This is a genomic window from Microcoleus sp. B7-D4 (assembly GCF_036705125.1).
Lineage (GTDB): Bacteria > Cyanobacteriota > Cyanobacteriia > Cyanobacteriales > Microcoleaceae > Microcoleus.
Window position 1 is genome coordinate 130505 of record NZ_JAUBTT010000003.1, and the last position, 15353, is coordinate 145857.

At 47.5% G+C, this 15353-nt stretch carries 9 protein-coding genes; 6 read left to right on the forward strand and 3 right to left on the reverse strand.

The genetic code is table 11. The features are described from left to right. Positions 1 to 161 precede the first annotated feature (161 nt). The 3 genes from QUB12_RS01935 to QUB12_RS01945 form a co-directional block, all read right to left on the reverse strand. Entirely contained in the window at positions 162 to 770 is a 609-nt protein-coding gene (locus QUB12_RS01935) for a transposase (protein WP_333305220.1), read from the reverse strand. A 223-nt stretch (positions 771 to 993) separates the two neighbouring features. Continuing rightward, a complete protein-coding gene (locus tag QUB12_RS01940; RefSeq protein WP_333305222.1) occupies positions 994 to 1596 on the reverse strand; it encodes a Uma2 family endonuclease in 603 nt (200 codons plus the stop codon). Positions 1597 to 2010: 414 nt separating this feature from the next. After that, the gene (locus QUB12_RS01945) at positions 2011 to 3672 is read right to left on the reverse strand and encodes a glycosyltransferase family 39 protein (protein WP_333305224.1); all 1662 of its coding nucleotides are present in this window, start codon (positions 3670 to 3672) and stop codon (positions 2011 to 2013) included. A gap of 74 nt (positions 3673 to 3746) precedes the next feature. On the opposite strand from QUB12_RS01945, the gene QUB12_RS01950 reads away from it, so the two are divergent. The 6 genes from QUB12_RS01950 (at position 3747) to QUB12_RS01975 (ending at position 15269) form a co-directional block, all read left to right on the forward strand. Then, on the forward strand, positions 3747 to 5237 hold the full coding sequence (locus tag QUB12_RS01950) for a hypothetical protein (protein WP_333305226.1): 1491 nt from the start codon (positions 3747 to 3749) through the stop codon (positions 5235 to 5237). A gap of 488 nt (positions 5238 to 5725) precedes the next feature. Then, positions 5726 to 6130 carry a DUF4347 domain-containing protein gene (locus QUB12_RS01955; RefSeq protein ID WP_333305228.1) on the forward strand — a complete coding sequence of 135 codons (405 nt, stop codon included), beginning with the start codon at positions 5726 to 5728 and terminating at the stop codon, positions 6128 to 6130. A gap of 243 nt (positions 6131 to 6373) precedes the next feature. Then, positions 6374 to 6559 (forward strand): hypothetical protein, encoded by a 186-nt coding sequence (locus QUB12_RS01960; RefSeq protein ID WP_333145516.1) that lies wholly within the window; start codon positions 6374 to 6376, stop codon positions 6557 to 6559. 648 nt (positions 6560 to 7207) lie between these two features. After that, a complete protein-coding gene (locus QUB12_RS01965; protein WP_333305230.1) occupies positions 7208 to 10864 on the forward strand; it encodes a DUF4347 domain-containing protein in 3657 nt (1218 codons plus the stop codon). Positions 10865 to 11163: 299 nt separating this feature from the next. Beyond that, complete coding sequence (locus QUB12_RS01970; RefSeq protein WP_333145520.1) at positions 11164 to 11328, forward strand: hypothetical protein; 165 nt, start codon at positions 11164 to 11166, stop codon at positions 11326 to 11328. Positions 11329 to 11999: 671 nt separating this feature from the next. Then, on the forward strand, positions 12000 to 15269 hold the full coding sequence (locus tag QUB12_RS01975; RefSeq protein ID WP_333305232.1) for a DUF4347 domain-containing protein: 3270 nt from the start codon (positions 12000 to 12002) through the stop codon (positions 15267 to 15269). Positions 15270 to 15353: the final 84 nt, after the last annotated feature.

Genomic DNA, 15353 nt, shown 5'->3' on the forward strand with positions numbered 1-15353 from the left:
CCCGCCCCCACCCAACCAATAACCTAGATTAACCTGATGTGCGATCGTATTTCACAAATGTAGATGCCGATTTGTGGCTGGGTGGGGGCGGGTTTTTGAGATTGTTAGTTTTTCACATAGATTATTGGTAAAACCCGCCCCGGAGGGCTATCGACACAATGTTATAGTACGATCGACTGTAGATAAGATTTGCCATTACATTCGATCGACAGTGTGCTAGATTCATTAATTTTGACTGAATTATGAGGAGATAATTCATCTTTTGCCCACGACAAAGGATTATTAATGATGTATTCCCGAATAGCAACTAATGATTCTTCATTGCGGATAATATGTTCGTAATAACCTCGTTGCCAAACTGATACGCCAGTCAAAGATCGCATTTGGTTAATTCGCCGCGCTGAAGATGTTTTCATACCCCGCACAATTTCCGATAAAGGATGGATTTTTGATTTTCTCAGCGCCAATTTATCCGATTCTGTATAATTTATTTCTGGGCTGTCTTTCAAAACAATAATCCCGTGGACGTGATTTGGCATCACAATAAAATTATCTAATGCCACATTTTGATAACGTTTGGGAAGAATGCTCCAATTGAATAAAACTGTTTTACCATAGGGACTCAATTGCATTGTATTATGAATGACTTCGCCGAATAAACATTCACGCTGCCAACTGCAAATAGTGATAAAATACGCACCGGGAGTCGTATAATCATATCCAGGCAGGCGAATTGAGTGGCGGTGGTGTTTGTTGCGATCGTATTTCATAATCTTTTTCCCAAAAACACAGGCGGTAGGGGCTGGTTTTACGAATAATATTTAATACCAGCAGACAATCTAGATAAACCCGCCCCCACCCAACCAATAACCTAGATTAACCTGATGTGCGATCGAATGCAAAGAATATTGATTCGGATTTGTCGTTGGGCAGGGCGGGTTTATTTATTTTCTTAATTAGTGGCACAGATGGTTGGTGAACCCGCCCCTACAATCATTTTTCAGGTGCATTTTCTTGATCTACTTGTTCAAAATTCACTTTATTATAGATATCTGCCACAGCAATTTCAAAGGATACTGAAGCAAGCGCGATCGTCTCATCCGATTCATTGTACTCAGCAAACGACCATCGCTTATCATCCGTCTTAGAAAAATGTTCGATATATCTCCGATTTTGGTCGAGCAATAAGTATTCTTCAAGAGTGGGAATTGTGCGGTATCCCTCAAACTTTTTGCTGCGATCGTATCCTTTAGTTGAAGCTGACAAAACCTCAATAATTACTCTGGAATTGGTAATCGTATCGGTGCGGTTATTATAATACTCCGGCTCCCCACATACTACCATCACATCGGGATAAGTATAGATGCGCTTCTTGGGTATCCACAAGCGGACATCGCTCATGAAAACTCGATAGTCTAGTTTTTTGAACGCAAAATTTAGTTCGGTACTGAAATTGAGCGCTATTTGATTGTGATTTGTAGAGCCACCGGCCATAGGAAATATTTCACCGTCAATGTATTCGCTTTTGTAGTCAGCAGCTTCTTCTAGTGCTAGATATTCCTCGATCGAGTAGTATCGTTGTTCAGTAAGTTGCATAGTTCTATTAGAGAGCATTTAACTGAGGCTTTTGTTTAGTGTAACATTTTTGGGTAAGCTTTTTAAGGTTGAGTTTGTGTAGGGGGTTTTTGAGATTGTTGGTTTCTCGTATGAATTGTTGGTAAACTCGTCCGCACCCAGCCGATCGCCTAGATTTATCTGATATGCGATTACATCCCAAAAATAGACCTCTTGCAAAAATCCTTTTCATCAATTGATGGGACGGGCAAGATGCCCATCCCACAAGAAAAAATAACTCTTGTGGGATGGGCATCTTGCCCGTCCTAATTATTTTTGCAAGAGGTCTAATGTAGATTCGGATTTGTCGTTGGGTGGGGGCGGGTTTTCGAGATTTTTGGTCTGAGGCGATTATGGTTGGTGAACCCGCCCCTACGGTAATTTGGGGAAACACGCTTACTTTTTAGTTACCACAACCCAATCGTCCGCTGTTTTGACAATCTCAGCATTCTGCAAACCTAAATGTTTTAAAACAGGTTTTTCTAACAGAAAATAAGGTTGAGGAAGAGTTTGCCATTTCTGTTTGAGCGTCGGTGCGTCGGCAACAATAACTTGGCGTTGACTATAAAAATTCAGCGATGGACGGCCCAAGCGGTGAGAAGTAAACACTTGTTGACCGGCCGGAGTTCCTGTGCGGACAATTTCGGCGATCGGCTTAACCGGATAATCCTCCGCCAGTTCCCAAACCCAGTTATCTGAAGCCACCAATACCAACAGCGTCAGGTAAGTTCCCCAAATTAAAACTAATATAAACTGTCGGTCTTTGCGGTGCAGCAACACGGCCGCCATTGTCATTGTCAAAGCTACAAACATCAGCATTAACTGCAAATCTCGCTCTAGAGGCGCAATTTGTCCCCCGATCCGTACCCAACCACTAAAGTACACGTAACCGACGACAGCAACTACACCCAGCATTGCCAAAATCGCGGGATGAGGCAGCAAAGAAATAGCATCAAAACGTTCTTCTGCTTCCTCTTTGACGGGTTCTGGCGGCAGCCACAGTTGCTCCCAAACTTCAGCGAGATAACTGCCAACGGCAAGAGAAAAAGCTGGATAAATTGGCAAAACATACCACGGCAATTTAGTAGTCATCACAGAAATAGCCACCAGATATACTCCAGTCCAAACCAATACTAATTTTGGCCCGGCAAAATTGCGATTTTCCCAACTTAAACGCAGCCCTTGTAGCCAAAATAACTGCCACGGCCAAGCTAATTTAAAAATTTCTAAAAGATAATACCAAGGCGGGCCTCTGTGACTGCTGACAGGTTCGGAAATTCGCCGGAAAGATTCGTTAATTAAATTAGTGTGGATGAAATATTGGCCGTAGTGCAGCCATTGGGCAAAATACCAAGCAGCTACTGGCAATGTTCCGATCGCCAATCCGCCCCAAAGATACCAAGAAGTGAGGAGTCGCGGGGTATCCCAAACCAAAAAAATACAGCCCACAGCACCCAGCAGCAGCCCCAACATGACGCCCTTAGTCAGGCAAATGAGTCCGAACCCAATCCCCGCCCCCAAAGCGTAGCGCAAGTCGCGGCGCGATCGCAGCAAACACCACATCGCCCCCAGCAAAAAACACAAAACCGCCCCATCCAACATCGCCAAACGTCCATGCCGCACCACCGGTAACAGCGTCAGATAGACGAGGGCAGAAAAAATGGCGATCGAGCGTCTAGGAAACAACTCCCTGCCAATGGCGTAAAGCAAGGGCACTGAAGCCGCCGTCAGCATCGCCGGTGCCAACCTCGCCGTCAATTCGCTGACACCGCCGACGGCAAAACACAGCCCGATTAGCCAGTGTACCAGCGGTGGTTTGTTGAAATAGGGCATAGAGTCGATCGTCGGATACAGCCAATTTAAGTTGCCGCGCCAAATTTCGCGGCTTACCTGCGCTGCAATGCCTTCATCCCAATCCCGCAAAGCCACGCCGCCCAGATTCAGCCCGAAAATCAGCACAGCAGCCAACAGAAAAGCCAGCATCCACACTTTGTCTGTAAAGCTGTCATTCCAGCGATTTTTCGGTTTGCGGCTTAGGAATGGAAAGATTTCTGACATAAGTTAAGAGAGTTTTGAGCGTCCCAAACTGAAGGTAAACTTAGACAGCAGTTATTTGCAACTAGGAAAATACCATGAACTTGCCTGTAATTATAGATATTATCATTGGCTTAGTATTTATCTACCTCACTTTAAGCTTGCTAGCTTCGGAAATTCAGGAACTGATTGCTACTGTTTGGCAGTGGCGGGCGGAACATTTAAAGAAGTCGATCGAAGTGCTGATTTCTGGTGGCAGCGAAGGTGCGAAAGATCCCCTGCAATTTAAGCGAGTCGGACAGTTAGCCCATTCGATTTACGCCAATCCGATTATCAAGGATTTGAATCAGGGAGCGAAAGGGCTGTTATCAGAGGGATTCCGCTCTGTTACGCACCGCATGGGGGATTTGTACCACGGAGTTACGGGTACTAAAAATGTTTTCGGCAATAAATCCAGTGGGCCTTCTTATATTCCAGCCGAGTGTTTTTCGGCTAGCCTTTTGGAGACTTTAAAGGTTTCTAGTTTGCTTAGCTCTATCTCTAAAACCAGATTGGAAAGATTTAAAGATTTACAATTAGCCCAAATTCAACAAATTGGAGAAAATCTGAGTTTGTCGGCTGCTACCAAACCGATTATTAAGCAAGATTTTAGGTGGCTGACTGCGGAGTTCAATCGAGTTGTTGAAGATTATCAAAACAATTTAGCAAGTTTGAACAACAGCTTAAATCGGATGTCTGAAAAGCTAGGATTTTATATTAAGGATTCTCAGGTTTATCTACCAGAAACCGAGCTGGGAGGGAGAGAATTTCAGAGGCAGATGGCATTTGTGAAGGCTCGTTTTGACAGCAGAAATGAGCGGCTGGCGCTGCTAGGGCAACTACAACCTAGTTTCAGCAATCTGTTAAATACTGTTAAAAAAAGTCAAGAGTCGGCAGCAGAAATTATGGAACTCAAAGAGGAGAGTCCGATTTATCAACAAATTCAAGAAACCTTGGACAGTATGCCAGAATCTTTGAAACGCAGCCTTTATATTTTAGCGCAGCGCGCTGAAAAAGGCGGCGGAGATACTCAAGAGCAGTTGCAGCGGTTTCAGAAAGAAATTGAAATTTGGTTTGACCAATCGATGGAGCGTGCTTCTGGCGTTTACAAGCGGAATGCTAGAGGGGTGGCGATTTTGCTCGGAACTGCGATCGCTGTCGCTGCTAATGCTGATACCATTCATATTATTAATCGGTTGTCGAAGGATTCGATGTTGCGATCGACTGTTAATTTGTACGCTGAGCAGGTGGTGGTCAACAATGCTAGGACTAAATCAAATAATTTAACCAGTCTGAAAAAAGTTCAAGAAGATGTCGGTCGAGCTTTGGATAATAATGTACCTCTGCCTTTGGGATGGAGCGAACAGAATAGGTTAAAACGAGATAAGCAGGGGAATTTATTGTGGCCGGCTGTGATGGAAAAATTGTTTGGTTGGATATTGAGCGGTGTAGCTATTTCTATGGGGGCTGGTTTTTGGTTTGAGGCGCTCAACAAGATTATTAATATTCGCAATGCAGGGAAAAAACCGCCATCTTCCACAGAATCTTGAGCGCTGCAGTTGCGAGGCCAATCTACTAAGTGTCATACCCTTTTAAATTTTAGATTTTAGATGGCCGAATGACTGAAGACTATCGAGGTTTGAAGCACGGGCTTATATCATGTCCGGTGTGCGACCGCGATTGTTGTAGGGGCGGGTTCACGAACAATACCTGCCAATAATTGACAATCTCAAAAACCCGCCCCGACCGGGATATTATGGTTAATCGCTCGGACATGATATTACAGTTGCATTCTTTTTTGAAAGTGGGATCACGGACAGGATACCGGATCGATCGGTAATGGCGCGTTTGCCGGAAGTAAGGGAAAACACGCAGAATATAAATTCCGTGCGATCGCGGATGGCAGTGCAGCAGAAATAGGGCAAACTGATAGATAGGTGAAATAAGAATGAGCGAAATAAATAAGGTCGCTAGCAGTTTCAGAAGCTCTGATTCCAAGGCTGTATCTACCGCTAAACACACTTTTGGAGGACGGAATATGTTGACTTCTTTAAGGGAAACGACTCCCGCCTTGGAATACGCAAATTCCCCATCCAAAAGCTTTGTATTCAAGGACTCCAGCATCACTCAAGGTGGATATTTTGTTTCCAGAATTTTGGCTGGGGAATCTGACTGCATCGAGAAAATTACCTCTGCACTTCAAAAATCGGCCTCTATCCTTAGAGAGATTGACAAAGTTCGCACAACTTCTGATGGCAGATCGAACCAACTGCAATTAGGCTTTGTTATCCTCAGTTCAGATTACCTCGAACCATACAAAAGTCAATTGCCAAAATCGCACAGTTCCCTGACTCAAAACAGCGGACTTGATTCGTGTTATGCCGATCGATATAGTGATACACTCAACAACGGCGGCGCGCGCGATCGACTGTTTGCTAATTAAGGAGAGTAATTTAATGCAGGGTATGAAACGTACCGAGGGCGACTGAACCCGAATACGATTGTAATTAGGGAGGCAGGCGCGATCGCAATCAACGATTTGAGCTGACTAAATCAGCACTCATATCAACTCCCGCTGAATAATTTGAATCACGTTTGCAGTGAGGATGGCAGTCCTCACAGTGTCGGTAGCACCCCATAAGCCAATTGATTTCCAGCGATGGGTTCCACTTAATATTAGACCGTTTTGACTGTTAGTAAATGCGACCAAACGTCCTGGCAATCAGTATTTGGGTGTACCGCAAACCGGGAGCATCTCAATGAAAGCAGCCCTCCGCTAGAAATTGGAGTTTTGAGGCAGGAGGCAGGAGGCAGGAGGCAGAAGGAAAGAGGAAGAAGGAAGGAGCCAGAAGAAGTATTTTTACAAATATGAGATGCTCCCCCGCAAGCCTAGCAAATTCAAAGCATATAGAATTGTTCACAATCTACATAATTCAGTTTTACCTTGGATGAAATACAGCTAGGTAAACTGTAGTGCCTTGTGCCTCTACGTAAAATCTCACACTCACATAAAAACTACTCAATATAATTAATACCAATTTTTTATGAGGCCCCGTAGAATCTGATCCCCCCTAACCCCCCGCCGGAGGGGAGTAGGGGGTGGGACAAGATTCTTCTCAAAGTCTTCCTTCTTAAGGGGGATTTAGGGGGATCGAGATATGTGCAACTTCACATTAAATTGGTATAAGAGGAGTTATCCTGGGGGAAATTACCTCCACCATTTCCGAGTACCTGAAATCAGGCTACTGTTAGCCAAATAATGTCGCAAAAATTTGATGGTACAGCCTAGATTGATTGATTTAAATATGCCAGACAAATGTTGTAATATCTTCCCATTGGTAGAGGTCATAATTTCCATCATGGTCAAGAGAACACAGGTAAAGGTGGCTCAAAATAAATCAATAAAAATATTTTAAAAAATGCACCATCTCTCAATTTGGTGTTAAGATAAAATCAAATAAGCCTGATGAGATAACTCCGGGGTGTATCTACTAATAATGCCCTAAATGGAGTCTCCAATATGAGTTCTACGTTCGCTCAAGTTAACTCACAATCTGCTTTTGAAAAACGGCCAGTGCGCTCCTTAGTCTTCATTGACTCCGGCGTGAAAGATTACGAGTCAATTGCAGCGGGAGTGCTGCCGGGACAGCAGGTAGTAATACTCGATAGCACCAAAAACGGCATCGAACAAATCACCTCCGAGATGGAAAAATACGCCTCTACTAACGGGGCGATAGACTCGGTTCACATTATTTCTCACGGCAGTTCTGGCAGCCTACAATTAGGCAATACCTCTATGGGTTCAGATAACATAGAGCAATACAAAAGCCAGTTGGAAAAGTGGCAAACTTCACTAGCCCCAGAAGCAGACTTCATGCTGTACGGCTGCGATGTAGCAAGCGGTACAGGTGCTAATTTCGTCGATCGATTCAGTCAATTAACCGGGGCTGACGTTGCGGCATCCACCAACATAACCGGCCGTAGCGGCGACTGGAATTTAGAATTTGCTAAGGGTCAAATTGAATCTCCCTTAGCCTTGCAGCCAGAGGCGATGGCAAGTTACCAAGGGGATTTAGCTACGATCGTAGTAGCCAACAATAGCGATAGCGGGCCGGGTTCATTAAGGGCTGCGATCGCCACGGCTGTTGCCGGCGATATAATTACCTTCGCCCCAGGTTTAGCCAGCCAAACCATTACCCTCACCAGCGGTCAACTCGATATTCCCGTTGGCAAAAATATCACCATTGACGGCGCCGCCGCACCCGGTTTAACCATCAGTGGCAACAACGCATCCCGCGCCTTTTTTGTCAACGCCAACGTTGTGACTGCTACGACTTTTGCTGTCAAAAACCTCATTATTACTAACGGCAAAACTACGGATCGAGGTGGCGCGATCGGCACAACCGACGAAGTAAACCTCACAGTAGAAAACGTTCAGTTCAACAACAACGTCGCCGATAAAGGCGGTGGCGCAATTTTCGGTAATTTCAACAATACCCTGACTGTTACCAACAGTAAATTCAACGGCAACGTAGCCACCTCCGCTAACGATGAACGCGGTGCAGGTGCGATCGGCTTTTTGAGTTTCAAAACTATTACAGTCACCAACAGCGACTTCACCAACAACAAAGGAATTAACGGCGGGGCAATTAACAGCCTTCAAGGTAAGCTGACAATTGACAACTCCCGATTCATCGGCAACGACACCACAGCAGCCACTTTCGCCACAGGGCAGCCCAATTCTTTCTTAAGAGGTTTCGGCGGCGCACTTTATACCGATCGAGCCAGCAATCCGAGCGAAGCTTCCGGCACAATTAAGATTACCAATAGCGTATTTCAAGACAATAAAGGTCGAGGTGAAGGAGGCGCAGCTTATCTGTTCACCGGCAGCCAAGACAAGGTTATTTTGGAAAAGAGCACCTTCCAAAATAACGAAATTCTGGCGCTACCCAACGGTGGAAATGGTGGAAACGGTGGTGGGGTAACGATTTTGAGCGACAGCACCAACCAGGGATTGACCATTACCAACACCACCTTTGCTGGCAACAAAGCCAATAATCAAGGTGGCGGCCTGTGGATGCGAAATGCCCCTACTACGATTACTAACAGTACGTTTTCTGGCAACTCCACGGCGTTTGCTGCTGGTGATTTCAACAAACTCGGCGGTGCAATGACTCTTGGTGCACCCACAACCATTCTCAACACGACGATCGCCGATAATTCTGCAGGCTGGGTTGGTGGAGGTATCTTCGCCGCTGCCAATAATGTCACCCTCAAAAACACGATTCTTTCCAACAATACAGCGGCTAACGGAGGAAACCCTTGGGGCATTCAGCAACACGTCACCGCCCAATATAGCGATCAAGGAGGGAATTTTCAGTGGCCGGCCAAAAACCCCAATGACGGAAGTGATGTCAATGCGACGGCAAGTGTGACGATCGCAGATCCCTTACTTGGCCCTTTGCAAAACCTCAACGGCGCTTTAGTCAGGCCGTTGCTGATAGGAAGTCCGGCAATTGATAAAGGGATTGCCACCGGCGCACCCGCTACGGATCAGCGCGGCGTGACTCGCCCTCAAGATGGCGACAGCATTCCAGGTGCGATCGTGGACAGCGGATCTTTTGAATTGGGAGGTAGTGTCATCCCAGTGCCGACTCCTACGCCGACTCCGACGCCCGCGCCAACTCCCACTCCCACACCGACTCCTACGCCGACTCCGACGCCCGCGCCGACTCCTACTCCCACACCGACGCCCGCGCCAACTCCGACGCCCGCGCCAACTCCTACTCCCACACCAACTCCGGCGCCAACTCCGACGCCTGCGCCGACTCCTACTCCCACACCGACTCCGGCGCCAACTCCTACTCCCACACCAACTCCTACTCCCACACCAACTCCGGCGCCAACTCCGACGCCCGCGCCAACTCCGACGCCCACACCGACTCCGGCGCCAACTCCGACGCCCGCGCCAACTCCGACGCCCACACCGATTCCAACTGAGACTCCCACACCCACGCCCGCGCCAACTCCAACTCCGACGCCCGCGCCAACTCCAACTCCGGCGCCAACTCCGACGCCGGCGCCAACTCCCACTCCCACTCCGACTCCGGCGCCAACTCCGACGCCCGCGCCAACTCCTACTCCCACACCGACTCCGGCGCCAACTCCGACGCCCGCGCCGACTCCTACTCCGGCTTCGGATGGTTCCCTGCTTGATGACCTCAACCCCCCCCAACTAGATCCTGCCACCATCACCCCCAACCCCGTCCAACAAACTCTCAACGGCGGTGAAGGTTCCGATTTCATCATGGGCGGCGGCATCAACGACTCAATTAACGGACTTGTCGGCAACGATACTCTCTACGGCATGGGCGGCAATGACAACATTGACGGCGGTGCAGATAACGACTCAATCTTCGGCAATGAAGGCAGCGATTTCATCTCTGGCGGCGCTGGCAACGACACCATGTACGGCGGCAAAGATAATGACACTGTGGTTGGCGGAGATGGCGACGACTTTTTAAGGGGAGATCTCGCCAATGATACTGTTGCCGGCGGCGGTGGCAACGACACGCTTTTTGGCGGCAAAGATGACGATATCTTACTCGGTGAAGATGGAGACGACTACATTTTAGGCAACTTAGGAAATGACACAATTAATGCTGGAAACGGCAACGATATTGCCTTTGGCAATGAAGGTGCAGACCTGATTTTTGGCTTATTGGGAAATGACACGCTTTACGGAGGCAAAGAAAACGACAGTCTCGATGGCGGTGAGGGCAACGACTTGCTGTTCGGCGGCAATGAAAACGATGTGCTCTTCGGTGACACCGATAACGATACGCTTTACGGCGGTAAGGGTAATGATATCCTCAGCGGCGGTGCTGGTTCCGATTTCCTTTCCGGGGATGTTGGGGACGATACTTTGACGGGAGGTTCGGGAAATGATGTGTTTTTCCTAAATCAAAGTTTGGGTAGCGACATCATTAATGATTTCCGCAGGGGTGAGGATTTAATTGGGTTGAATCCTGGTTTGAGTTTCAATCAACTCAGTATTACTTCCAGCAACAATCAAACTTTGATTACGGTGACGGACACCAATCAATTGTTGGCGAAGCTTAACAATATTACCCCCGGTATTCTTACCGCTAGCGATTTCACTCAGGTAACAATCTAACGGCCTGGGCTAGGGTGGGCCATAAGCCGCCCGCCCCTACGCAGGGCTGTTTCATTCTCTTGTAGGGGCAGCCCCCCGTGGCTGCCCCAATCTCTGAAACATGAGCAAATCGTGGATGGGGAGGGTAGGCACTCTTAGCACTACAAGAGTCAAAATCATCGTTTTCTTGAGAATGAAACAGCCCTGCCCCCCTACGGGGGCTACGCCAACGCAGAGGAGCGATCGATCTGATTCTTTTCAACAGCCAGCGATGGGTAATAAATCTTGTTTATTGCCGATCGCCCGGGAGCATCTCACCTTTGCAGCCCTCCGCTAGAAATTGGAGTTTTGAGGCAGGAGGCAGGAGGCAGGAGGCAGAAGGAAAGAGGAAGAAGGAAAGAGGAAGAAGGAAGGATCCCGAAGAAGGAAGGAGCCAGAAGAAGTATTTTTACAAATATGAGATGCTCCCGATCGCCCACACCTAGAATGAGGCACATCCGTCTATTGCAATCATGAGCTGGCTAGCCAGCTCAGGATTGCCCGAATAAAGCAAGCTTTGTCAACACTAAATTGCAGATTTTGGGGAAGTTTTTGCCAGCGATAAAAAAAGTTAAATTCATCAATTTTTTAGGGGCAATTTTCCTGGTTTTCCCTAATGTGAATGTATCAGGTAATAGCTAGAGAGATTCTCAGGAATTCGGAACCCCAGAAAATCTTTTATGAATTTTACCTGACTTAGGCTTTCAAATGGTTGGATGCACTACTTATCTCGCTAAGGGTGTGCATGGCAAATCTACATAGAGAGGTTCCCCGTGCCGGACTATTTATAGCGGTTCTCAAAAAAGTGAGGTATGCCCTATGCCCACGGAGGCCTATGCCCTATGCCCATGAGTACCTCATCTTTCTGAGAAAGGCTATACATTACATTTTCGGCTGTTAATTGCTAAAAAAATCGCAATTTTCACACAGCTTAAGCTGATTAGGGAGACAAGTCTCGGATTTCACTTAGGGATAAAATTCAAGTTTTTGCCTAAATTTTAATCTCCCCTATCTATCACCGAGGTTTTAATCCTGCCTACTGCCTTCTGCATCTCTAGCCTTCTGCTTTCAAGGTGAATCTACCAGCAAATAGTAAACATTCTCATGGGTATGCGAAATGAGTTCAACTTTTGCCACTAACATCGATTCACAATCTGTTCTCCTCAATGCTGGTTCTAAATCTATTGTCTTCATTGATCCCGACTTAGATGACTATCAAACTCTTGCGGGTGGCGTGCTTCCCGGTGCAGAGATCATCATTTTAGATAAAAATGGTAACGGAGTCGAGCAAATTACTGCGAAACTGCAAACAATTTCTGCTGCGGGGGAAACTGTAGACCAAGTTCACGTTTTTTCTCACGGCAATTCGGGCAGCTTGCAGCTAGGTTCTGCAACGCTGACTTCGGATAATTTATCACAATATGAAAGCCAGTTGCAAGGGTGGCGAAATGCGCTAAGCGACCAAGCAGATATTGTGCTTTATGGTTGCGATGTTGCGGCGGGTTCGGGAAGCGATTTTGTCGATCGCCTGGGCGAGTTAACCGGGGCTGATATTGCAGCATCTAGCGATCGCACTGGCCGCGGTGGTAACTGGAATTTGGAGTTTGCCAAGGGTGATATTGAAGCACCGCTAGCCTTGACTCCAGAGGCAATGGCGGATTATCAAGGGACTTTAAAGACTATTACCGTTACTAACACTAATGATAGCGGGTCCGGTTCATTGAGAGATGCGATCGCCTCCGCAGCAGCCGACGATACCATTCAATTTGCCTCCACTCTTGCCAGCCAAACAATTACTCTCTCGAGCGGCCAACTTGTCATCAACAAAAACTTGACAATTGATGCACTTGGTGCAGCCAATTTAACCATCAGTGGCAACAATACTTCGCGGGTAATCCGCACAGAAGGTGCAACAAATGTTACTCTAAAAAACCTGATTATTGCCAACGGCAAAGTTTCTGGAACCGATCCGAATAATGACGCAACTAGCGCCGGTGGTGGCATTCAAACGGGAGGTAGCAGCACTTTAACTTTAGAAAATTGCCAAGTCAATAATAATGTTGCCGGTTTTGGTGGCGGCATTTACAGGGGTTTCCGCAGCACCATGACTGTAATTAACAGCAAGTTTAGCGGCAATGATGGTTCGCTAGCGAATAATACCGAACGGGGGGGCGGCGCGATCGCCACTAAAAGCGGTGGTGTTCTGACTATCAGAGATAGCGAATTTACCAACAACAAAGGCAGCAACGGCGGAGCTGTTAATAACCTGTTGGGCAGCATGACGATCGAAAACTCTAAATTCACCGGCAACGTGACAGACCAAGGCGTTGGCGGGGCAGTTTTCGTCGATGGCGCTAATGCTTCGGGCCCCAATGCAACCCCTGGCCCTGTTGCCGGAAGTATTGTCATCCGCAACAGCGTTTTTGATGGCAATATCAGCTCCGGAGAAGGAGGCGCAGCCTTTTTGTTTGGTTATTTGCAAGATAAAGTGGTGTTGGAAAATAGCACTTTTATTAACAACAAAGCTGTCAAAAATGCAGCGGGGTCGGGAGGCTCCGGCGGCGGCGTCCGCCACGGCAATGCCGATTTGACAGTGACAAACTGCACCTTTGCCAACAACACAGCCGATGATAGCGGCGGCGGCTTGTGGTTGGGTGAAAATGGAAACATCAGCGTAGTTAACAGTACATTTTCCGGCAACAACGCTGCTAAGAATGGTGGAGGAATGATTGTCAATAACAGAGATTCCTTTTCGACTAACATCGTCAATTCAACTTTTGCTAAAAATACCGCTGGGGAATATTCGGGAGGTATTGCTAATTTTGGTAATCAGCCAATTACTGTCAAGAATTCTATTTTTGATAGCAACACGGCGGGTAATCGTTTTAAGATTAAGCAGCAAACCGGGCGGGAATTAATCGACGGGGGAAATAATCTGCAATTTCCTAATAAACTCACGACGGGCGATCCTAACGACAATAATGTTACGGCAAATGTGAAGATCGCAGACCCCTTACTCGGCCCTTTGGAAAATATTAACGGCGCTTTCGTGCTGCCGCTGCTAACAGGAAGTCCGGCAATTGATACCGGTACTGGTGCGGGCGCGCCGGCTGCGGATCAGCGCGGTGTGAGTCGCCCTCAAGATGGTGATAATAACGGAAGTGCGATCGTTGATATTGGCGCTTATGAATTTAACCCTCCAGTCACGCCGACTCCAACTCCGACTCCCACTCCAACTGAGACTCCCACTCCCACACCGACTCCCACTCCCACTCCCACTCCGACTCCCACTCCCACTCCGACTCCAACTCCGACTCCCACTCCCACACCCGCGCCGACTCCAAATCCCACACCGACTCCGGCGCCGACTCCCACACCCGAACCGACACCAACTCCGACTCCTACTCCGGTATTAGATGATTGCCTACTCGATAGCCTCAACCCTCCGCAACTAGATCCTGCCACCATCACCCCCAACCCCGTCCAACAAACTATCAACGGCGGCGACACTACCGATTTCATCATGGGCGGTGTCCTCAACGAGTCAATTAACGGACAAGCCGGCAACGATACTCTCTACGGTATGGGCGGCAATGACAACATTGACGGCGGCGCAGATAACGACTCAATCTTCGGCAATGAAGGCAGCGATTTCATCTCTGGCGGCGCTGGCAACGATACCATCTACGCTGGCAAGGATAATGACACTGTTGTCGGTGGTGAGGGCGACGACTTGTTGAGGGGAGATATCGCCAATGATACAGTTGCCGGCGGCGTTGGTAACGACAGCATTTTCGGCGGTAAAGATGACGATATCTTGCTGGGTGAAGATGGAGACGACTACATTTTAGGCAACTTAGGAAATGACACAATTAATGCTGGAAATGGTAACGATATTGCCTTTGGCAATGAAGGTACAGACCTGATTTTTGGCGACATCGGTAACGATACCCTGTACGGCGGCAAAGAAAACGACAGTCTCGATGGCGGTGAGGGCAACGACTTGCTGTTGGGTGGCAATGAAAACGATGTGCTTTGTGGCGACATCGGTAACGATACCCTGTACGGCGGCAAAGGTAATGATATTCTCAGCGGTGGCAGCGGTGCCGATTTCCTTTCCGGGGATATTGGGGACGATACTTTGACTGGTGGTTCGGGAAATGATGTGTTTTTCCTAAATCAAAGTTTGGGTAGCGACATCATTAATGATTTCCGCAGGGGTGAGGATTTAATTGGTTTGAATTCTGGTTTGAGTTTTAATCAACTCAGTATTACTTCCAGCAACAATCAAACTTTGATCACGGTGACGGACACCAATCAATTGTTGGCGAAGCTTAACAATATTACCCCCGGTATTCTCACCTCTGGCGATTTCATTACTCTGTAGTTATTACATAGTCTAGGACACAAAAACCAGGTTTCTTAACGCAATTGCCCCATTTTCGGTTGAGGGCGATCGCGAGAAACCCGG